Annotated in this window: 19 protein-coding genes; 10 read left to right on the top strand and 9 right to left on the bottom strand. The window is 62.9% G+C overall.

The annotated features are described in order from the left end of the window. Positions 1-15 precede the first annotated feature (15 nt). The 5 genes from BSY17_RS13720 to BSY17_RS13700 form a co-directional block, all read right to left on the bottom strand. On the bottom strand, positions 16-1,797 hold the full coding sequence (locus BSY17_RS13720) for a sensor domain-containing diguanylate cyclase (protein WP_069065923.1): 1,782 nt from the start codon (positions 1,795-1,797) through the stop codon (positions 16-18). Between the two features lie 128 nt (positions 1,798-1,925). Then, a complete protein-coding gene (locus tag BSY17_RS13715) occupies positions 1,926-3,425 on the bottom strand; it encodes a catalase (protein ID WP_069066975.1) in 1,500 nt (499 codons plus the stop codon). 135 nt (positions 3,426-3,560) lie between these two features. After that, a complete protein-coding gene (gene clpS / locus BSY17_RS13710; RefSeq protein WP_069065922.1) occupies positions 3,561-3,971 on the bottom strand; it encodes an ATP-dependent Clp protease adapter ClpS in 411 nt (136 codons plus the stop codon). Between the two features lie 119 nt (positions 3,972-4,090). Continuing rightward, complete coding sequence (locus BSY17_RS13705) at positions 4,091-5,035, bottom strand: phasin family protein (RefSeq protein ID WP_069066974.1); 945 nt, start codon at positions 5,033-5,035, stop codon at positions 4,091-4,093. Between the two features lie 139 nt (positions 5,036-5,174). Further along, positions 5,175-6,914 carry a PHA/PHB synthase family protein gene (locus BSY17_RS13700; protein WP_069065921.1) on the bottom strand — a complete coding sequence of 580 codons (1,740 nt, stop codon included), beginning with the start codon at positions 6,912-6,914 and terminating at the stop codon, positions 5,175-5,177. 143 nt (positions 6,915-7,057) lie between these two features. Here BSY17_RS13700 and BSY17_RS13695 point away from each other — a divergent pair, with 143 nt between their 5' ends. The 3 genes from BSY17_RS13695 to BSY17_RS13685 are packed head-to-tail and all read left to right on the top strand — an operon-like array spanning position 7,058 to position 9,313. Next, on the top strand, positions 7,058-8,266 hold the full coding sequence (locus tag BSY17_RS13695) for an LL-diaminopimelate aminotransferase (RefSeq protein WP_069065920.1): 1,209 nt from the start codon (positions 7,058-7,060) through the stop codon (positions 8,264-8,266). A gap of 22 nt (positions 8,267-8,288) precedes the next feature. Then, positions 8,289-8,780: a DUF2721 domain-containing protein gene (locus tag BSY17_RS13690; RefSeq protein WP_037474768.1), complete on the top strand. Its 492-nt coding sequence runs from the start codon at positions 8,289-8,291 to the stop codon at positions 8,778-8,780. Continuing rightward, positions 8,777-9,313: a (2Fe-2S)-binding protein gene (locus BSY17_RS13685; protein WP_069065919.1), complete on the top strand. Its 537-nt coding sequence runs from the start codon at positions 8,777-8,779 to the stop codon at positions 9,311-9,313. The genes BSY17_RS13690 and BSY17_RS13685 overlap by 4 nt, the downstream gene beginning before the upstream one ends. Before the next feature lie 4 nt (positions 9,314-9,317). Here BSY17_RS13685 and BSY17_RS13680 read toward each other — a convergent pair whose 3' ends face one another. After that, positions 9,318-11,879 (bottom strand): HWE histidine kinase domain-containing protein, encoded by a 2,562-nt coding sequence (locus BSY17_RS13680; RefSeq protein ID WP_069065918.1) that lies wholly within the window; start codon positions 11,877-11,879, stop codon positions 9,318-9,320. Further along, the gene (locus BSY17_RS13675) at positions 11,872-12,411 is read right to left on the bottom strand and encodes a biliverdin-producing heme oxygenase (RefSeq protein WP_069065917.1); all 540 of its coding nucleotides are present in this window, start codon (positions 12,409-12,411) and stop codon (positions 11,872-11,874) included. Before BSY17_RS13675 ends, BSY17_RS13680 begins: the two co-directional genes overlap by 8 nt. A gap of 228 nt (positions 12,412-12,639) precedes the next feature. Between BSY17_RS13675 and BSY17_RS13670 the strand changes: the two genes are divergently transcribed. The 3 genes from BSY17_RS13670 to BSY17_RS13660 all read left to right on the top strand — a co-directional run bounded on the left by BSY17_RS13670 (position 12,640) and on the right by BSY17_RS13660 (position 15,014). Then, complete coding sequence (locus BSY17_RS13670; protein ID WP_237236318.1) at positions 12,640-13,614, top strand: RcnB family protein; 975 nt, start codon at positions 12,640-12,642, stop codon at positions 13,612-13,614. A gap of 102 nt (positions 13,615-13,716) precedes the next feature. Beyond that, positions 13,717-14,394 carry a prolyl hydroxylase family protein gene (locus BSY17_RS13665; protein ID WP_069065916.1) on the top strand — a complete coding sequence of 226 codons (678 nt, stop codon included), beginning with the start codon at positions 13,717-13,719 and terminating at the stop codon, positions 14,392-14,394. Positions 14,395-14,543: 149 nt separating this feature from the next. Next, a complete protein-coding gene (locus BSY17_RS13660; protein WP_037474758.1) occupies positions 14,544-15,014 on the top strand; it encodes an RcnB family protein in 471 nt (156 codons plus the stop codon). 194 nt (positions 15,015-15,208) lie between these two features. Here BSY17_RS13660 and BSY17_RS13655 read toward each other — a convergent pair whose 3' ends face one another. Beyond that, positions 15,209-16,804, bottom strand: coding sequence for a lysine--tRNA ligase (locus BSY17_RS13655; RefSeq protein WP_069065915.1), 1,596 nt, complete (start codon positions 16,802-16,804; stop codon positions 15,209-15,211). A gap of 127 nt (positions 16,805-16,931) precedes the next feature. Between BSY17_RS13655 and BSY17_RS13650 the strand changes: the two genes are divergently transcribed. Genes BSY17_RS13650 through BSY17_RS13635 form a run of 4 tightly spaced genes read left to right on the top strand, consistent with a single transcriptional unit; the run spans position 16,932 to position 21,157 of the window. Beyond that, positions 16,932-17,294, top strand: a complete 363-nt coding sequence (locus tag BSY17_RS13650; RefSeq protein ID WP_037472688.1) for a PilZ domain-containing protein — start codon at positions 16,932-16,934, stop codon at positions 17,292-17,294. A 52-nt stretch (positions 17,295-17,346) separates the two neighbouring features. Then, a complete protein-coding gene (locus BSY17_RS13645; protein WP_069065914.1) occupies positions 17,347-20,100 on the top strand; it encodes an ATP-dependent DNA helicase in 2,754 nt (917 codons plus the stop codon). Further along, positions 20,097-20,639, top strand: a complete 543-nt coding sequence (locus BSY17_RS13640; RefSeq protein ID WP_037472246.1) for a SixA phosphatase family protein — start codon at positions 20,097-20,099, stop codon at positions 20,637-20,639. Before BSY17_RS13645 ends, BSY17_RS13640 begins: the two co-directional genes overlap by 4 nt. Next, the gene (locus BSY17_RS13635; RefSeq protein WP_069065913.1) at positions 20,636-21,157 is read left to right on the top strand and encodes a GNAT family N-acetyltransferase; all 522 of its coding nucleotides are present in this window, start codon (positions 20,636-20,638) and stop codon (positions 21,155-21,157) included. Before BSY17_RS13640 ends, BSY17_RS13635 begins: the two co-directional genes overlap by 4 nt. Here BSY17_RS13635 and BSY17_RS13630 read toward each other — a convergent pair. Further along, the gene (locus tag BSY17_RS13630) at positions 21,152-21,490 is read right to left on the bottom strand and encodes a MerR family transcriptional regulator (protein WP_069065912.1); all 339 of its coding nucleotides are present in this window, start codon (positions 21,488-21,490) and stop codon (positions 21,152-21,154) included. The two genes, BSY17_RS13635 and BSY17_RS13630, sit on opposite strands and share 6 nt — an antisense overlap. Between the last annotated feature and the right edge of the window lie 59 nt (positions 21,491-21,549).

Genomic DNA, 21,549 nt, shown 5'->3' with positions numbered 1-21,549 from the left:
AGCTCGCCGGGCGGTTCAGGCGGCGAGGCGCAGGCAGTTCCGGCCGCTATGTTTTGCGCGGTAGAGTGCCTTATCCGCCGCTTCGAGCATCGCCGATCGCGTGGACGTGTCATCCAGTTCGACCAGGCCCGCGCTAAAGGTGATGCCGATATGTTTGCCACAGGACACCGGGATCGGATCGAGCAATAGCGCGCGCAGACGTTCGCAGAGCAGACTTGCCCGATCGATGTCGCTGTCCGGCAGCAATATCGCGAACTCCTCGCCGCCCAACCGGCCTATACTGTCCTGGGCAGAAAGCCCCGGCGTCAACCGATCGACAAAGGCGGTCAGCACTTCATCGCCGACACCATGACCATGAACGTCGTTGACCGCCTTGAAATGGTCGATGTCGATCAGCAGCAGGCTGGACCGGACGCCATGCCGGGTCCGCAATATCTCGGCTTCCAGCTTTTCGAGGAAGGCGCGGCGACTATCCGCCCCCGTCAGCGAATCGCGGGCTGCGACCTGTTGCAGCGCGCGCTGCCGCGCCTTGTGGCGGGACATGTCGCGGATCGTGCTGATGACGCCGCTGGGCTGCCCCCGTTCGTCGACCACCGCGCGCGTGACCATTTCGCACCATTCCATGGCACCGATCGACAGGAGCGGCCGGAACTCGACCGTGTGGATCGACCCAGGGCGCATCAGGGCGCGACGATGAGCGGCGATCACCTGTGGCCGATCCTGCGGATCGACCAGATCGGCGGCGGATTGCCCTATCAGCAATTCCGGTGCGCAACCAACCTGTTCGAAGGCCGAGGGCGAAGCATAGTCGATTATGCCGGTGACGCCGATGTTCAGCACCACGTCGCCGCTATGTTCGGCGATCGCCCGGTAACGCGCTTCGCTTTCCCGCAGCAGTTGGAACAAGCGCCGGCGTCCGTTCAATTCGGCGGCGACCGGCATCGACAGCAGGAAACTGAGCGCCAGATAGAATTGGAACGCCTGGATGCGCGCGCCCATATCGGCGGACACGATCGCCAACGGCCCCCCGCCCGACAGCGTGGCCGTGCCACCCACCAGCGCCAGGATCACGATCGAGGCCGCGGCACCCATATGCCCGACGCGAAAGGCGATCAGGACGAGCGGCAGGAGCGGCGCGAACAGCATCGGATACCGCGCCCAGTAAAAGATATGGACGATGATCAGGGTGAACAGCGCCAAGATGAGGACGGCCTCGATCTTTTCCGCCCTCGACTTGTCCCGCCGCCAGCGGCGCAACTCGCCTTGCATCAGCATCACCAATATCGGCGCGCAGATCAGCCCGCCCAGCGCATGGCCGGTATACCATTGGACCCACGACGCGCCGAACGATACCGGCGTCAACAACGACGCGACCGCCGCCGCCGGGATGCCCGTGATCACATCGGCTACCGCGCACAAAGCCAGGATGAAGATCATCAGCGGCCGGGTGGCGCCGATCGTCGGCCGATCCGACAGGAAATGACGGCAGATCAGCGCCACGATCAATGCTTCGGCCATGTTGATGACAGCCATCGGGATCGCCGCCAGCGGCCCCATGCCGAACAGGCTGGTAGAAAGGGCGCTCGCTATGGCGCAGGTCAGAATGATGGGGGGCCAGCGCCGGACCCGCGTGGTCAGCAGCTTGGCCATCACATAGGCGTTCGCACCCCAGATGAACGCCAGACCGCCCTCGAAGCGCGACAATAGCAAAGCAAAAGTCGCCGCGACAAAGTAAAGGCTGCCGGTCAGAACCAGCGAAAGCAAGGCGCGGGATAGTCGAGAAGTGGAACGTTGCATGTTCCAACCTGGGATAGAGCGATATCGTTAAAATTTGCTCACGGCTCCTTTTGTCCAACAAAAGTCAAAGAAAACCCCCGGTGCGCAAACACCGGGGGAAGACTGGACGGGCGCTATCAGACCGGCTGTCAGGCGGATGCGTCGGCCAGGGTCTGATCGGTGGGAGCGGAGATGGACGGGTTGCGGTCCTTGATCGCCGCACGCGCCGATCGCACGCCTGCGCCATAGTCGGGGTGGACTTGATCGAACAGCTTGCACTGACGCTCTTCGATGAAGTCGGGGATGTCGCCCATGGCCGCGGCTATATTGGCAAACAGGCGGGCCTTTTGCCCTTCGTCGAACAGGTTGAACAGCGCGCGAGGCTGGACGAAATCATCATTGCCCTCGCGGTGGTTCCACCGATCCGCGTCGCCCGATATTTTGAGCGGCGGCTCGTCGAAGCGATGATCCTCGACCGGCCCGCCAAAGCTGTTCGGCTCATAATAGGCTGCCGGATTGGGATTGTTGGGGAAGAAACGCATCGCCCCATCCTTGTGATAATGGTTCACCGGACAGTGCGGCGCATTGATCGGCAACGCTTCATAATGGGTGCCGATGCGATGGCGATGAGCGTCGGCATAGGCGAAGATACGCGCCTGGAGCATCTTGTCGGGCGAAAAGCCGATACCCGGCACGATGTTGGACGGGCTGAACGCCGCCTGTTCGATTTCCGCGAAATAATTGTCCGGGTTGCGGTTCAACTCCATCACGCCGATGTCGATCGGCGGATAGTCCGCATGGGGCCAAACCTTCGTCAGGTCGAACGGGTTGTAGGACGTCTTGTCAGCATCCGCTTCCGGCATGATCTGGACCTGCATCTTCCATTTGGGGAAATTGCCGGTCTCGATCGCCTCGAACAGATCCTCCTGCGTGGATTCGCGGGTGCGGCCGACGACTTGGGCCGCTTCCTCATTGGTCCAGTGCCGGTGACCTTGCATCGTCTTGAAATGGAATTTCACCCAGAAGCGCTCGCCCGCATCGTTGATCAGCGCAAAGGTGTGGCTGCCATAGCCGTTAATGTGCCGTATGTCGGTCGGCAGGCCACGGTCGGACATCAGGATTGTGACCTGGTGCAGCGATTCGGGCGACAAAGACCAGAAATCCCACATCGCGGTGGGTGACCGCAAATTGGTGCGGGGATGACGCTTTTGCGTGTGGATGAAGTCGGGGAATTTGAGCGGATCGCGCACGAAGAAGACCGGCGTATTGTTACCGACCAGATCCCAATTGCCTTCGGGCGTATAGAATTTCAGCGCAAAGCCGCGCACGTCGCGTTCAGCATCGGCGGCGCCCGCTTCGCCCGCCACGGTGGAGCAGCGCAGGATCATCGGCGTCTGCGCGCCGGGTTGCAGCACCTTGGCCTTGGTATATCGGGAGATGTCACCGGTGATCGTCAGCACGCCATGCGCGCCCCAACCCTTGGCATGCACGACTCGCTCCGGCACCCGTTCGCGATTCTGGTGGGCCAGCTTCTCGATCAGTTGATAGTCCTGCAGCAGCAAGGGGCCGCGCGGCCCTGCAGACAGGCTATTTTGATTGTCGGCGATCGGCGCACCCGCGCTGGTGGTCATGGTCGGCTTGTCGGCCATCATCATTCTCCTCATCTTGGATGAGGGGAGAATAGGCCCGAATGGCATTTCGACAAAACAGTATATACCGCGCTCGATGATCGATTTTACCGATCAATAAAAGCGCTATGCGCTTTTAGCCATGCACCCGAATGGTCAGGCCTTCTCTAGCGTGCATTGCAACGGATGCTGGTTCTGCCGGGCGAAGTCCATCACCTGGTTAACCTTGGTCTCTGCAACTTCGTAGCTGAAAATGCCGCATACGCCCACGCCGCGCTGATGGACGTGCAGCATGACGCGGGTCGCCTGCTCCATGTCCATGCGAAAGAAATGCTGGAGCACATGGACGACGAATTCCATCGGCGTATAATCATCATTGAGCATCAGAACCTTGTAGAGCGAGGGCTTTTTCGTGCGCGTACGGGTGCGCGTCGCGATGCCGACGCTGGGGCCGCCAGGGCCTTCGCCTTGGTCGTCCTGGTCCTGACCCGCCATTGTCGCAGGGTCGGCATAGGCTGAGGTGATGCTGTTCATGATGATCGAGAATATGGCGATTTGTCCGCCCATGGCAAGGGGCCGATGGGGCAGGACGATGCAGCAGACCGGATTTCAGCGTTAACGCGAAAGGGCGCCCTTCCCATCGGGGAAGAGCGCCCTTTCAACTACAGGCAGGAAAGCGCGGGCGCTTACGCGGCCAGCGACTTCACCTTGTCGGTGACGAGCGTCACGCGCGCGGTCAGCGGCTGGGCGATGTCGCCGGCAACCTTCATCATCGCTTCGCTGTTCTTCGCGGCTTCCTTGGTGAATTCGTCGAAGCTGCTGGAGAACATCTGGCTCTGCAGCTGGAAGAACTCGGTGGGCGTCTTGACGGTCGCGAAGCTCTTGAGGGCGGCGGTCGCCTTCTCGAAATTCTTGCGGCTGTAGTCGACGGCTTCCTGGCTCATCGTTTCCATCGCCTTGGCAGCGATCTTGCCCGATTCGACCATGGCTTCGATATTGCCCTTGGCGATGTCGCTCATTTCTTCGATCGCCTTGGTCGACTTCTCGACGCTGGCCTTCGCCTTCTCATTCATGTCGGCATAGGCGGTTTCGAGCTTGGCCTTGGTGTCCTCGGCGAACTTCTTTCCGGTTTCCATCACGTCGTTCATGATCTTCGTTCCTTCTGTTGCCGACAGCGGCAGGGTTGCGGTCGTCTTGGCCTTTTCGTCGAGGCTCTTTGGTGTCTCAGCTTCGGGGGCCGCCTCAGCGGCCGCTTCCGTATCGGGTTCGGGCATGGCATCGACAGCCGTCGTTGCAGCGACGATCGCTGCGGGACTTGCGTCTGTTGCCTTCACGGATTTGGCGGATGGATTAGCATCCATCGCAGGCACGGATTTGGCGGACGGATTGGCATCCATCACAGGCACGGACTTCGCGGACGGATTGGCGTCCATTGCGGGGACCGATTTAGCCGATGGGTTAGCGTCCATCGCCGGAACGCTAGATGCCGTCTTGCGCGGGGCAGGTTTCCGAACGGCCGGTGTTGGCTCGATCGCCGCCTCAGCCGCTTTCAATGCTTCGCTTGCCGATAATGTCGCCGAGTCGCGTTTACCGGGCTGGGCAGTGCGTCCGGTCTTTGGGGTAACAGCCATGACCATCCTCCGTTTGTTGCACTGCACAATAAGCCCGCGAATAAGAAATTGCAAGATTTATTGTGCAGTGCAACAAAAGTGCCATCTGCGCCCTGTCGCATGCCCCGAACGGCTCGCCGCAACTTATCTAATTACGTGTTTATTCGCCTTTCACATAGCGCCCTGGCGCATCCTCGATCGCCTTGAGCCGCCCCTTGCCGGGCTGGCGCGCGCCCTTGACCGCGACGGTGCGCGAATCGATCGTTTCGAGCCAGCCGCGCCAGTCCGGCCACCAGCTTCCCTTGGTTTCCTTGGCGTGTGCGACGAAGGCGTCGAGCGTGGGCTGGGCCTCGTCGCAGACCCAATATTGATATTTATAGGCGGCTGGCGGATTGATGACGCCCGCGATATGCCCCGATCCCGCCAGCACGAAGCGGATCGGACCGGACAGATTTTCGGTCAGCTTCCAGACGCTTTCCAGCGGCGCGATATGATCTTCCTTGCCAGCCTGAACATAAGCGGGCGTCTGCACCGTCTTGAGGTCGATTGGCGTGCCATCGACACTGATCGCGCCGGGGGTCACCAGCAGATTGTCGCGATACAGCTGGGTTAGATAGTCGCGATGCCAGCGCGCGGGCAGGTTGGTCGTGTCGCCATTCCAGTAGAGCAGGTCGAACGGCGGATAATCCTGCCCCAACAGATAATTGTTGACGACATAGTTCCAGATCAGGTCGCGCCCGCGCAGCAGGTTGAAGGTCAGCGCCATGTAGCGCCCGTCGAGGAAGCCGCCGGTCGACAATTTGTCCACCAGCTTCATCTGTTCATCGTCCACGAACAGGGTGAGGTCGCCTGCCTTGCTGAAATCGACCTGGGCGGTGAAGAAGGTCGCGCTCGCCACCTTGTCCGCCTCGCCGCGTGCCGCCAGCAGCGCCAGCGTCGCCGCCAACGTGGTGCCCGCGACGCAATAGCCGATCGTGTGGACGCTCTTGACCTTGAGCAGGCCTCGCACCGTGTCGATCGCATCGACTTGGCCGCGCAGGATATAATCGTCCCAGGTCAGATCCTTCATCGAGGCATCGGCGGATTTCCACGACACCAGAAAGACGCTGATCCCCTGATCCACCGCCCATTTGACGAAACTTTTTTGTGGGGACAGGTCGAGAATATAGAAGCGGTTGATCCATGGCGGGAAAATGATCAGCGGGGTTTCCAGCACCGTGTCCGTCGATGGCGCATAATGGATCAATTGGTAGAGCGGGGTTTCATGGATGACCTTGCCCGGCGTCGCGGCGATATTACGGCCCAGTTCGAACTGGGTACCGTCGGTATGGGTCAGTTGCCCCTTTTCCATGTCGGCGAGCATATGCTGCAAGCCCTTGACCAGATTCTCGCCGCCGCTTTCGATCGTCTTCTGGACAACCGCCGGATTGGTCAGCGGAAAGTTGGAGGGCGACAGCGCATCGAGCATGCCCCCGGTCGCAAAGCGCAGCTTGGCCTTCTGCTTCGGGTCCACGCCATCTACCGCATCGGCCAATTGGGTCATATAGTCCGACACCAGCAGATAGCTTTGGCGGATGATGTCGTAGAAGGGATTTTGGGTCCAAGCCGGGTCGGCGAAGCGGCGGTCCTTGCGCGCGGCGGGGCTATCGGCCGGAACCGGGGCTGGTTCGTCCCGCCACATGCCGCCCGAATCGATGAAGCGCTGCCACATCGCCAACCCTTCGTCGGCAAAGCTCGATTGAATGCGCGCCACGGTCTGCGGATCGAACGGCAGCGTCATGCCCGACGCGCCCGCCGCCTGCTCCAGCATCAATTGCTGGGCGCGACCGATCGCATGCGTCCATTGCTGCATCTGGTCCAGCGTCGGCAGATGCGGCTCCATGACATCAGCTTTTTCCATGGCCACTCTCCTCTTCCTGGTATCATTTCATCGCACCGCTTTTTCTGGCGTGGGACAGGCTGGCCGGTTATAGCCAGATTGTGACGCGACAACGGCGTGCGCCGCACTATTCCCTACCGAGAGCTTTCAGGAAAGCCCCTATAATGTCCGAAGAATTCTACCGCATGAAGCGCCTGCCCCCTTATGTCATCGCCGAAGTCAATGCGATGCGGGCAGCGGCACGCGCGGCGGGCGAGGATATTATCGACCTTGGCATGGGCAATCCCGACCTGCCGCCGCCGCCGCATGTCATCGACAAGCTGATCGAGGTGGTACGCAAGCCCGACGCCCATGGCTATTCCCAGTCCAAGGGCATTCCCGGCCTTCGCAAGGCCCAGGCCAATTATTATGGCCGCCGCTTCGGCGTCGATGTCGACCCGGAAACCGAAGTCGTCGTGACCATGGGGTCGAAGGAAGGGCTGGCGAGCCTCGCCACCGCGATCACCGCGCCCGGCGATGTCGTACTGGCCCCCAACCCCAGCTATCCGATCCATATGTTCGGCTTCATCCTGGCGGGTGCCACGATCCGGTCAGTGCCGACGACGCCGGATGAAAATTACTTCCGCTCGCTCGACCGGGCGATGGCCTTCACCGTGCCGCGCCCATCGATCCTGGTGGTCAATTATCCGTCGAACCCGACCGCCGAGACGGTGGACCTGGCCTTTTACGAGCGGCTTGTCGCCTGGGCGAAGGAGAATAAGGTCTGGATCTTGTCCGACCTCGCTTATTCCGAACTATATTATGACGGCAAGCCGACGCCCTCGATCCTGCAGGTGCCCGGCGCGAAGGACATCGCGATCGAGTTCACGTCGCTCAGCAAAACCTATTCGATGGCGGGCTGGCGGATCGGATTTGCCGTGGGCAACAAACAACTGATCGCGGCAATGAGCCGGGTGAAATCCTATCTGGATTATGGCGCGTTCACGCCGATCCAGGCGGCTGCCTGCGCCGCCCTTAACGGGCCGCAGGACATCGTCGCGAAGAACCGCGAGCTTTATCACAAGCGCCGCGACGTGCTGGTGGAAAGTTTCGGCCGCGCCGGATGGGACATCCCTGCCCCGCCCGCCTCCATGTTCGCCTGGGCACCGCTGCCGCCTGCGCTCAAAGAGATGGGGAGCCTCGAATTTTCCAAGCAATTGCTCACCCATGCCAAGGTCGCGGTCGCGCCAGGCGTGGGTTATGGCGAGGATGGCGAAGGCTATGTCCGCATCGCCCTGGTGGAGAATGAGCAGCGGTTGCGGCAGGCCGCGCGCAACGTGAAGAAATATCTCCAGTCGATGGGTATCAACACGCCCGCTAAGGGCGCAGCCTGATCATCAGGCGAACAGGAGCGTGATGAGCGGCTTTATTTCCCTGCCCCAGGTTTCGCAGGTCGCCCAGACGATCCAGCTGGCCGTGGCACCTGTGTTTCTGCTCGCCGGGATCGGCGCATTCCTCAACGTTTGCGCCGCGCGTCTGGCGCGCGTCATTGATCGGGCGCGGGTCGTCGAAAAGGCCGTGATGGTGTCGCGTGGCGAGGAACATGACCGGTTGGTCGGCGAAATTCGTGTACTCGACCGGCGGATGAGCGTGGTCAACGGCGCGATTTTCCTGTGCGTGGCGTCGGGTTGCGCCATCTGCCTGGTCGTGATCCTGCTGTTCGCCTCCGAACTGGTCGATGCCCATCTCGGCACGGCGATTGCCATCCTGTTCATTCTGGCGATGCTGTTGCAGGCAGCGGCATTCGGCACCTTCATTCAGGAAATCCGGCTGGCCGCTCGCACCATCCATATCCGCAACGAAGTCCTCTATCACAAGGCCGAGGCGGAGGAAGAAAACGCGGCATGACCCGCTTCACCGTCAATGACCGGCCCGTGCAATATCGCATGGACCCGGAAACCCCGCTGCTTTGGGCATTGCGCGATGCGTCGAACCTGACCGGCACCAAATATGGCTGCGGCACCGGCGATTGCGGCGCCTGTACGGTGGATATCGACGGCGAAGCGGTCCGATCCTGCCAGGTCACGATCGGCAAGACCGAAGGGCGGTTCGTCACGACGATCGAGGCGCTGTCGCCCGATCGCGGCCATCCGCTGCAACAGGCGTTCGCCGCCGACAATGTGTCGCAATGCGGCTATTGCATCCCCGGCATGATCATGGCCGCGTCGGTCCTGCTCCGCCGGAGCAATGACCCCAGCGACGAGGATATCGACGCCGCGATCACCAATATCTGCCGATGCGGCATCTATCCCCGGTTGCGTGGCGCGATCAAACGGGCGGGACGGATCATGCGCGGGGAAGAGCGGATTGCCGCCGCGCCACCGCCCGGCATTACCCCGGAAAATGCTTCGAAGACAGTGCCAGCGCTCGAAAAACCCTGACTGCTTAGTCGGACGGCGCGATCATCGGTCCCAAGGCCTGAGCGAGCGTCGTGCCCGAATAGGGTTTCTTGACCAGCACGATATGCGCGAACCGTTCTGGCAATTCCAGTCCGTCGCCATAGCCGGTGGCGAAGAGGAAGGGGATGCCCTTCTGTGTCAGCAGATCCGCCACCGGTAGGCTAGTTTCGTGGCCAAGGTTGAAGTCCAAGACCGCCAGGTCGATCGACTGGACCATGATCGCTTCCTGGGCACGACCCACGCTGGCGACGGTCGAGACTTCGGCGCCCAGATCGCGCAAGGCATCCTCGCCATCCATGGCGATGATCATATTATCCTCGACCAGCAAGACGTTGCGGCCGCGCAGCAGGCCGGGCGTCACGGCTCTTACCGGCTTGGCCCGATCCCGCGACACGGCTTCGGGCAGGACCGAGACGATATGCCGCGAGGGAATGCAGAAATGCGCTTCGATCCCGGCCAGCCGGTAGTTGATTTCGGCATGCCCTTCCAGATCATAGGGGATCGAGCGTTCGATGACGGTCGAACCGAATCCCCGGCGCGTCGGCGCGACCACGGCGGGGCCACCGCTTTCGGTCCAGTCCAGCAGCAGGCTTCCATCCTCATCCACACGCCAGTCAATCGTCACGGTGCCACTGTCCGACAGCGCGCCATATTTGGCGGCGTTGGTCAGCATTTCGTGGATGACCAGCGCCATGACGGTGAAACAGCCGGGCGTCAGCAGCACATTGGGACCGGATAATTGCACCCGGTCGCGGCGCTCGCCCAGATAGGCACCCGCTTCCACTTCTATGAGGTCGTACAGGCGCGCAGGGCTCCAGCGATCGGCTGTGATCTGGTCATGTGCCCGCGCCAGCGCATGGACGCGGCTTTCGAGTGTGCCGATAAATTCCTCGATCGTCGCCGCACTATCACGGGTCTGCGACAACAGGCCGCGGATCAGCGAAAGGATGTTGCGGACGCGATGGTTCAATTCCGCGATCAGCAATTCCTGCTTCTCGTTCGCGCGCTGCCGTTCCTGGTCCGCCGAGTCGGACAGGCGCAGCACGACTTCGAGCAGGGCGGTGCGCAGCGCTTCGGCCACGCGCAGTTCGGCGGGGGCAAAGGGCAGCGCTACGCCCTTGACCAGTTGCGACCAGCTTTCGAAGCTCTTGCGCGGCGTCAAGCGTGGGCCGTTGGGGCCATATTCGATATGCTTGTCCTGCTGTCCGGCCCAACGCACCGAACGCAACTGCTCGGCCCGGAACAGCACGACATAGTCGCGCGGACGACGCGACAGCGGGATCGCCAGCAGCCCGGCGGCGCGATCGGCATAGTCGGCGGCGCCCGGCAGCACCGCAGAAAGAGTGTCGGTGGTATAGATTTGGCTGGCCGCCACGCGATTGAGCATCGTGACGATGGCCGAAAAGGCCGCAGGATCGGGCGTCAGGCCGGAAAAGGTCATCTGCCCGTCGATATAGATGCCCACGCCATCGGCCGGAATCGTGTCGAAAATGATGTCGCCAAGCCAGCGGGCATTGGACAGCAGGTCATGATCCTGCGCGACGGCCGCCATCAACCGGTCGGCCACCTGCCGGGCCTTGCCCTCATAGGTGGCGGTTTCGGCGCGTTCGCGGCTTTCCAGCATCATCGAGAAGATCTGGCCGAACAATTCGGCCGCGCTGCGCTGGGCGAAAGTCGGCAGGCGGGGCGCATAATGGTGGCAGGCAAACAGTCCCCATAATTTGCCTTCGACGATGATCGAGATGGAGAGCGATGCCCCCACCCCCATATTGCCGAGATATTCGATGTGGATCGGCGACACGGCGCGGGTGAGGCAGAGCGACATGTCGAGCGCCGCACCGGTAGGGTCGAGCGCAGGCACCACCGGAACCGGCATAGCCTTCACATCGGCGATCACACGGAAGATGTTACGCAGATACAGGGCGCGGGCCTGCACCGGAATATCCGATGCGGGGTAATGGAGGCCATAAAAACTATCGACACCAGAGCGCAGCGCTTCGGCGACCACCTCGCCGTCGCCGCCCTCCGCAAAGCGATAGACCATGACCCGGTCGAAACCGGTCAGCGCCCGCACCTGCCGCGCGCCATCGCGCAGGAACGGGGCCATGCCCTCCACCTGCGCCAGCCGGGAGACCATCGAGCGAACGATGCTGCTTGCCTCCATCTCGTCATAGGAAGCGGGTTCGCCCTCGATCACGACCAACTGCCCGGAAAAATGCACGGCGATGTCGAACGCCGGGCCGCCGTCCATCAGCACCAGAGAGAAGATGCGCTCGACCGAATCGGGACCGCGCAGCAGGGTGATGCGATTGCGCAGCATATGGATCGCATCGGCGGAAAAGACCGCACTGATCGGCTGGCCGAGCAAGGCTTCGGGCTCATGGCCGATGAAGGCGGCACTATTGGCCGATACGCGCGACACCAGCCAGTCGGCAGTCAGCGCGATCAGAAAACCGAACGGCTGGATCGTGCCAAGGACATGGATCGGCTCGCGATCGCAATTGGTAAGGTCGACGGCGAAGCCGGTCGCACCGTCGACATCAGCCATGGGCAGTTGCCCGCTCTGCCGTGCCCGCTTGCGAGAAGAGGGCGAAGGCCGCCTGGGCGCCCTGCACGGCATCGTCCAGCCAGCCTTCGCCGCCTTCCGCACCAGCGCTATCGAGCGCGTGCTGGAAGGCAATCCATTCGCCCTTGCCATGGACCGCCGAGAGATAGGCAGTGGGCAGATCGGGTGCGACCTTGCGCGCCAACATGGCACCGCCAAGCCGCGAGCCTTCGAGCGCGTAGAGCAGCCCCCAGCGATAGCCCTCGCTGGCACGATCCTCCAGCGGCAGGGGGGCGGGCATGGCCTGTCCCAGTGCCGCGATGTCGGACGCCAACAGCGGCAGGCGAGGCGCCGACGGCCGTGCAACCGGCTCCAGCGCACCCAGAGCGCGGGCATGGGCCGTCAGAAAGCGGCGATAGCTGTCGGGCGAATCCATCGCATGATCAGCAAACAACGCATCGACCTGTCGATGATTGTCTGTCGTTGCGTCGCGCAAGGCCAGGCGGATTGCGCCAACATGGGGGGATTTTTTCACGGCGCAGTCCTATAGCGAGTTCGTGACCGCTGCACTGATCTGGATCAGCTTTTATGCTTGCACAGCACATATCGAACATCGGGCACGCGATATTTATCATGATCGCAAGATGAACCATAGTCCATGTTCACCATCGTCCAATGCTTTCAAATGGCTGACGAACGGGTTCAGACTTGCGACACGCCGAATGGCATAGTCGTACACCATCAGGGCGCATTGTGTGCCCGCATGAAGAAAGTCCGAACCATGTTCAGGAAGATGATGCTGGCGGGGTTGATGAGCGCGACATTGCTGAGCGGCATCGCGCCTGCCTATGCACAAAGTGAGCCGCGCGACCGTGGCAATCGCAGCGAGCGGATGCAACGGCCTGATCGTGGTGCGGGCGAACAGCGGGGCAATCGCATGGTTCGACCGCAAGGCGACCAGTCCTATCGCTGGCAGCAGCGCGGGAACGTAAGCCCGCAAGGGCAGCCACAGATACAGCGTCCGGCCCAGGCACCAAGGCCCGCCGCCGGGATGGCACCCTATCGCCCCGACATGCGGGATCAGCGCCGTGCCGACCCGCGCGTGCGCGCCACGCCTGATCGCAACCTGCCAAGCCAGGTCGTGACCACGCCTGGCCAACGCGACGGATGGCAGGACCGGCGCGAAGAGCGGCGGGACGATCGCCGGGATGTCCGCGCAGACCGCCGGGATGGACGGCAGGACTGGCGTAATGATCGACGCGACGATCGCCGTGATGATCGACAGGATCGGCGCGACGACCGCAGGGACGATCGGCGCGACGACCAGCGGTGGAACAATAACCGTGGCTGGGTAGCGGGCGTCGGCAACAATAATTGGAACAATGGCCGCCGCTATGACGATCGCGCGCGCTGGAGCAACCAGCGGCGCTGGGATAATGGCTGGCGGCAGGATCGGCGCTATGACTGGAACAGCTATCGCAGTCGCAATGGCAACCAGTTCCGCATGGGCCGCTATTATGCCCCGCGCGGATGGGACTATGGCTATCGCCGCTTTTCGGTCGGGATCACCCTGTCCAGTCTGCTCTATGCCAATAATTATTGGCTGAACGATCCCTATGCCTATCGCCTGCCGCCTGCCTACGGCACGCTGCGCTGGGTCCGCTATTATGACGACGCCATGCTGGTGGATGTACGCGACGGCTATGTCGTCGATGTGATCCACGGGTTCTTCTGGTGACGTGACGAAACTTCCTGAACTGGCCTTCAGGAATCCCTGACCCCGGAGCGGCAACGCTTCGGGGTCTTTTCATGCGCCTGCGGTCTGTGGCAGGAAGCGCCAATGACGGACATAATGGACGATGGCGGCATTGCCTCCCCTGCGCGCGCGCAGATCGGTGCGGGCGTGCGCGCTCGGCTGGAACGAAACCCGATGGTCAGCCGCATCGACAGCGACAGGATCGACATCTTTGGACGCCACGGCTTTCTGAGCAGCGCGGAATGTTCGGGTCTGCGGGCGATCATCGACGCGGGCGCACAGCCATCGACATTGTTTTCGGGCAGCGCGAATGCGGACTATCGCACCAGCCATAGCTGCAACCTCGACCCCTTTGACGACTTGGTCCGAACGGTCAGCGATCGGATCTGCGCCTTGACCGGCCTTCCCGCCGACCATGGCGAAACCTTGCAAGGCCAGCGTTATGCGGCAGGGCAGGAATATAAGGTTCATTGCGACTATTTTCCGGTCACCGCGGATTATTGGCAGCGGATGCGCAAGAGCGGCGGACAACGTAGCTGGACCGCCATGATCTATCTGTCAGCCGTGGAAGCGGGCGGTGAAACCCACTTCCCGCATTGCGAATTCATGGTGCCGCCGGTTGAGGGCATGTTGCTGGCCTGGGATAATATGGACCGCACAGGCGCGCCCAACGCCATGAGCCTGCACGCCGCGCGTCCCGTGGAAGCTGGCACCAAATATGTCGTGACCAAATGGTTTCGCGAGCATCGCTCGGGCCACTGAAGCCCGATACAATTTGCGACATAAATGACTGAAAACTGACAGACGCATTCGCGCATCGTTCAGCCGCGGAGCGGCATATCTCTGTGTGTTGGCAGCGGAGCCGGACCTTTTCCTTTCGGTTGAGCCGCCAGACAATATGGAGACGAGATATGCGTAAACTGATCATCCTGGGCCTATTGGCCGCAACGGTTGCGCCGAGCGTTGCATCGGCGCAGTCCGCCCGCGAAGTCCGCCAAAGCCAGCGCGAGTTGCGCGAAGAACAGCGCGATCTGCGCCAGGCGCAGCGCTATGGCGACCGCCGCGACGTGCGCGATGAACGACGCGACGTGCGCGAGGCGCGCCGCGAAGTACGCGAAGACTGGCGCGATTATCGCCGCAGCCATCGCAGCGTCTATCGCGCCGGCAACTGGCGGGCGCCCTTCCGCTACAATCAGTGGAATGCAGGCGCGCAGCTTCGCCCGGCCTATTACAACTCGCGCTATTATATCAGCGACCCCTATCGCTATCGCCTGCCCCGTCCGGGCATGAACCAGCGCTGGGTCCGGCATTATAACGACGTGATGCTGGTGAATGTGCGCAATGGTCGCGTGATCCAGGTGCATCGCGGCTTCTTCTGGTAAGAGTCCGCTGACAGGAGAACGGCCCCAACGCACGAGCGTTGGGGCCGTTTCTCTGGTCTCATCCCTTGGCCGCGCTGCCCGTTGCCGGGCAGGCGCGGCCGATGGCACGCGGGGCGCGCCATCAGTCCGAAAGGGGGGTGGACTGACCCGCAAACGGCCCGTCCGGGCAAATGTTCCAGCGCGAGGCGCTGCCTTTATGCCGCCAGCGCTTCCGCAATCAGAGCGCGGCTGTTGGCGATGCCGTAAAGCGCGATAAAGCTGCCCATGCGCGGCCCCTGATCCGCGCCGAGCAGCGTCTGGTAGAGCGCTTTGAACCAGTCGCGCAGTTCAGCGAAACCGAACGCCTCGTCCTTGCCGATGGCATAGACGATATTCTGGATATCCTCGGCCGATGCGCCTTCCGGCAGCGCGGCAAGTTCCGCATCCAGCCTGCGCAGAGCCGCCGCCTCATGCTCGTCGGGCGCGCGACGTTGCAGCGTGGGGGCCACGAAATCGCGATGATAGGCCAGAGCATGGCCGATCAGCGCGTCCAATTCCGGGTAGGTTTCCGCATTGGCATCAGCGACGTAATTTTTGAGATAGGCCCAAACCTGATCGCGGCTGGCATCCCCCATCACGCCGACAAGGTTCAGCAACAGGCCGAAAGTCACTGGCAGCGTGCCGTCCGGCAGCTTGCCATCATGCACATGATGGACCGGGTTGCCGAGCTGCTGCTCGATCGCCTGGTTGGCATAATTGCCGCGAAACTGCCAATATTCATCGACCGCGCGCGGGATGACGCCCATGTGCAGTTGCTTCGCCTTCTTCGGCTCGCGATAAGCATAGAAAGCCAGGCTTTCCTGCGGGCCATAGGTCAGCCATTGTTCGAGGCTGAGGCCATTGCCCTTCGACTTGGAGATTTTCTCGCCCTTTTCGTCGAGGAACATCTCGTAATTGAAGCCTTCGGGCGGCCGTGCGCCCAGCGCGCGACAGATTTTGGACGATTGGGTCACCGAATCGATCAGATCCTTGCCCGCCATCTCATAATCGACGCCCAGCGCGACCCAGCGCATCGCCCAGTCGACCTTCCATTGCAGCTTGGCTGCCCCGGACAGGATCGACTGTTCGATCATCTCGCCCTCATCCTCGAAACGGATGAGGCCAGCGTCGGCGTCGATCACCTCGACCGGCACCTGCAGGACGATGCCGCTCTTGGGGCTGATCGGCAGTACGGGCGAATAGGTCGCCTGCCGTTCCTTGCGCAGGGTCGGCAGCATGATGTCCATGATGGCCTGATAATGGCGCAGGACATTTTTGAGCGCATCGTCGAACGCCCCCGCCTGATACCGGTCGGTGGCGGACACGAATTCATAATCGAATCCGAAACGGTCCAGAAACTCCCGCAACATCGCATTATTGTGATGCGCGAAACTTTCGAACTTTTCGAACGGATCGGGCACCTGCGTCAGCGGCTTGCCCAGATGCTGCGTCAACATCGCCTGGTTGGGCACATTGTCGGGCACCTTGCGCAGCCCGTCCATATCGTCGCTGAACGCGATCAGCCGGGTCGGCACATCCGACAGCGCATGCCAGGCATTGCGGACCATGGTAGTGCGCAGCACTTCGTTGAACGTGCCGATATGCGGCAGGCCCGATGGACCATAGCCGGTTTCGAACAGGATATGTCCCTTGGCCGGAACGCCGCCGTCCGGCCCATGGGGCGGATAGCGTTTGAGCAGCTTGCGCGCTTCTTCATAGGGCCAGGCCTTGGCCGCCTGCGCGGCGGTACGGAGCGTGTCGGATACGGTCATGCCCGGCCTCTACCGCCCCGCCCCGCGAAAGGGAACGGCTTTTGCTGACAATCCCCGTTAGGAATTGGCCGTCTTTGCCTTTCATTAACCTTGAATGTTGATAATGGCTGCGGTGATTGGAGGCGATATGCAGATCAAGCGCAGCCGTGAGCGCATCTCCGTCGAGATCCCCATCGTCGTCACGACGGTGCTCGACAGCTTGCGCGGCGTGATCGTCGACTTGAGCGAAGGCGGTGCCCAGGTCGTTGGCTGCACGCTCCCCCCGAAATCCCAGTGCCAGCTCGACTTGGATGGCTATAGCGTGTTCGGCACCGTTCGCTGGTCCGAAGAGGACCGGATGGGCATTCGCTTTCCTTACGAATTGACCGAGGGGCCGCTGTTCGAAAAGCTCGAAGCGGTAAAGGCAGCCCGCCGTGCGCCACTCCCCTTTCAACCACGCCCGCAATCCATGGGCATGGGCGGTGGCGGATTTGGCCGCCGTACAGGCTGAACGCCAACCAAAACAGGTTTTCCTTTTGTTCCTGTTCGCCTAAGCCGGGCAGGTGATCGACCCCGCCGACCTTCCCGCCCTTCACGCCAGCCATGGCGGCATCTGGTTGCGCGATGGCGGCCGTACGCAAGGGCTTGCCAAGGGACGGGCGATCGCCCGCGCGGCCGAAACCCCCGTGCTGCTGCTCAATGCACCTTTGACCGGCCAGCGGCTCGGCTATCCCGAATTGAATGGCCTCGACCTGCTGGAATTATGGGCTTTTCTCCACCCCGCCCGCTTTCTGGTGCCCACACCCAAGGGGCTGGCGGCAGCGCTCAATTTGGCGGTTCCGGCCAGCGAAGGCGACATTCCTGGCCTGCTGCAACAAGCGGCACAAGTGATGCTCGATCGGCTGGGATCGACCGACTGGACCGAGCGCGAAGGCGGCTGGACCGCAGCGCAATCGCTGCACCGGTTGCGCTGGACCTGGGCACCGCTGGTCGCGCCGCGCATCGCCAAGCCCAAGGAAGCCGAACGCTGGCTCTTTTCCAAATTGCCCGAATGGGAGGAGGCGCAGCCCCGCCCCGCCCCGCGCACGATCGCGCTGGATGAAGGACAGGTGCTGGCCCGGCTCGACGCGCTGACTGGCGCTGGGGCCGAGCCGCGTCCTGGTCAGCGCGCCTATGCCGCCGCCGCCAGCGCCGCCTTCCTGCCGCGTCGCCATCGCGACCAGCCCAATATGCTGCTCGCCGAAGCAGGCACCGGCATCGGCAAGACGCTGGGCTATCTCGCCCCCGCCTCGCTCTGGGCGGGACAGGCGCAGGGGACGGTGTGGGTGTCGACCTATACCAAGGCGCTGCAGCGCCAGCTCGATCGCGAATCGCTGCGCCTCTTTCCCGACCCAGCCGTCGCCGCCAAGCGCGTGGTGGTGCGCAAGGGGCGGGAAAATTATCTCTGCCTGCTCAATCTGGAAGATGCGTTGCAGGGCGGCTTTACCGGCCGCGCGGCGATACTGGCGCAACTGGTCGCGCGCTGGGCAGCGTTCAGCAAGGATGGCGACATGGTCGGCGGCGACCTGCCCGGCTGGTTGCCGACGCTGTTCCGGCGCAATGGATCGACCGCGCTGACCGACCGGCGGGGCGAGTGCATCTATGCCGGCTGCCCCCATTATCGCAAATGCTTCATCGAGCGGTCGTCGCGGGCGAGCGCGGATGCGGACATTGTTATCGCCAATCATGCGCTGGTCATGATCAACGCCGCGCGCGGGCGGGAAACCGGCCAGCGACCACAGCGAATCATCTTCGACGAGGGCCATCATCTATTCGATGCCGCCGATTCGACCTTTTCAGTCGCGCTGTCGGGGCAAGAAGCGATCGAGCTGCGCCGCTGGATCATGGGGCCGGAGGGCGGATCGCGCGGGCGGCGGCGCGGGCTGGCGGCGCGCCTGTCCGATCTTGCCAGCTATGACGAGGAAGGCGGACAAGCGATCCGCGCAGCGATCGACGCAGCGCAGGCGCTGCCCGCTGACGAATGGCTCAAGCGCGTCGTCGCAGGCGAACCGTTCGGGGCGCTGGAAGCCTTGCTGACCGCGGTACGCGCCACCGTCTACGCCCGCGCCGCCGATACGGGCGAGGCGGATGCAGGCTATGGCATGGAAACCGAGCTGGCCGAACCGGATGGCGCACTGGTCGAGGCGGCACAGGAAGCGGCGCTGGCGCTCGACGCGCTCATCAAGCCATTGGTGCGGCTGGGGCGGCGGCTGGAAGCGGTGATAGAGGATGCGCCCGACTGGCTGGACAGCGCGGCGCGGGCGCGGATCGAGGGCGCAGTGGCATCGCTCGGCTGGCGGCGCGACCTGATCGCGGCCTGGCTAGCGCTGCTGACGCGCATCGGCGGCCCGGCGGACCCCGACTATGTCGACTGGCTGGCGGTCGACCGGATCGAGGGGCGCGAGTTCGACATCGGCATCCACCGCCACTGGCTCGACCCCAGCCGCCCGCTCGCCGAAGCCGTGCTGAAACCGGCCCAGGGGGTGATCGTCACCAGCGCGACGCTGAAGGGCGGCGGCGAATGGAGCAATGCGGAGGGGCGCAGCGGCGCGGTCCACCTGCCCCATGGCGCCGAACGGTTCGAGGCGGCCAGCCCCTTCGACTATCCGGGGCGCGCCGAGGTGTTGATCGTCACCGACATCAAACGGGGCGACATCGCCGCCTTGTCCGGTGCTTATGGCCGCTTGATCGAGGCGGCGGGCGGCGGCACGCTGGGGCTGTTCACCGCGATCCGGCGGCTGCGCGGCGTCCATGCGCGCATTGCCGACCGGCTGGCGCGGGCAGGCCTGCCGCTTTACGCGCAGCATGTCGACCCGATCGACACCGGCACCCTGGTTGATATTTTCCGCGATGATCCGCGCGCTTCGCTGCTCGGCACCGATGCCTTGCGCGATGGCGTGGACGTGCCGGGCCATTCGCTGCGGCTGGTGGTGATGGAGGGGGTGCCCTGGTCCAAGCCTACAGTGCTGCACGCGGCGCGGCGACTGGCTGGCGGCGGCAATGCCTATGACGACCGGTTGATCCGCGCGCGGCTGGCGCAGGCGTTCGGGCGGCTGATCCGCCGGGCCGAGGACAGGGGCAGTTTCGTGATCCTGTCGGCCGCGATGCCCAGCCGACTATTGAGCGCCTTCCCGCCGGGAACGCCGATCCGTCGCCTGACGCTGGACGAAGCGATCCTGGCGGTCAACGCCAGTGCACGCGCGCAAACGCTTGGCGAAACGGCCGCTTTGGGGCATCAGGGGGCCGAATCCGGCATGCCCCCCCAGGAGACAGAATGAAACGGCTGACCCTGTTGCGCCACGCCAAGTCGGACTGGGACGATCCGGTGGCTCGCGATTTCGACCGGCCGTTGAACCGCCGGGGCGAGAAGGCTGCCATATTGATGGGCCAGTTCGCCGCGCGCCGCGCCATGCAGTTCGACATGCTGGTCGCCTCGCCTGCTGTGCGGGTCGTGGAGACGCTGGACGTCTTCTTCACGGGCTATGGCCAGATACTCGACGCGCATTGGGACCGGCGCATCTACCTCGCCTCCTCCCCCATCCTGTTCGATGTCGTCCGCGACCTGCCCGACAAGGCCGACAGCGTTTTGATGGCCGGGCATAATCCGGGGCTGGAGGAGTTGATTCTCGATCTGGTTCCTGATGATGGCAACAATGACTTGCGCGAGAATGTGGAGGCGAAGTTTCCGACCGCCAGCATAGCAGTGCTTGACCTCGCCATTGACCGCTGGTCGCAGGCAAAAGAAGGTGTCGCAACACTAGCCAGCTTCACCCGACCGCGCGACCTCGACCCCGCATTGGGGCCAAGTTCGCGGTGACGCCGATCACGTGGCGCCGGGCGGAGGCACGCGACGCCCCTGCCCTCTCCATATTAGGCGGGGCGACTTTCCTCACCAGCTTTGCCCATGATCATCCGGGTGCGGCGCTGACCGCCCATATCCGCACCGCGCATGGCGAGGCCTATTATGCATCAGCGCTCACCGATCAGGCGCAAACGGTGCTGATCGGTGAAACCCCGCTCGGCGCGGCGGTGGGCTATGCGATGATCACCCCGCCGGACCTGCCGATCGCGACCGACCCGGCGCGTGACGTGGAATTGAAGCGCGTCTACCTGCTGCATGGCTGGCAGGGTGGTGGGCATGGCGATAGGATCATGGCGCTGGTGGTCGAAGAAGCGCAGCGGCGCGGGGCGCGCCGATTGCTACTCGCCGTCTATCCGCAGAACGAACGCGCACGTCGCTTCTATGCGCGACACGGCTTTGGCGAGATCGGCGAATTGACCTTCATGGTCGGGGACGTGCCGTTCCGCGACCTCATCTATGCGCGAACGCTATAAAGCAATCGCACGCGCCAGCGTAGCACGGATGGTTTCGAGACGCGTCAGCAGGTCATCTTCGGCCTGAGGCGGCGAAACCGGAGGAGGAGCGCCATTGCCCTCTTCCAGCGCCTTTTGCGCACCCTTGACGGTGAAGCCCTCCACGTTGAGCAGATGGTGGATGCGGCGGGCGAGATCGACATCGGCAGGGCGGTAATAGCGCCGATTGCCGGAGCGCTGCAGCGGTCGCAACTGCGGAAACCGCGTTTCCCAATAGCGCAATATATGCTGGGCCAGTCCCAGTTCACCGGCCAGTTCGCCGATGGTCAGAAATGCCCCCTCCACCTTTTTCATGATAACGATGTTGCACCCACAGCCGGGCACCCGTCAACCATGGTAAATGTCGGAGAAAG

The organism is Sphingobium sp. RAC03 (genome assembly GCF_001713415.1).
Lineage (GTDB): Bacteria > Pseudomonadota > Alphaproteobacteria > Sphingomonadales > Sphingomonadaceae > Sphingobium.
This window is presented reverse-complemented; position numbering and strand designations above follow the sequence as displayed.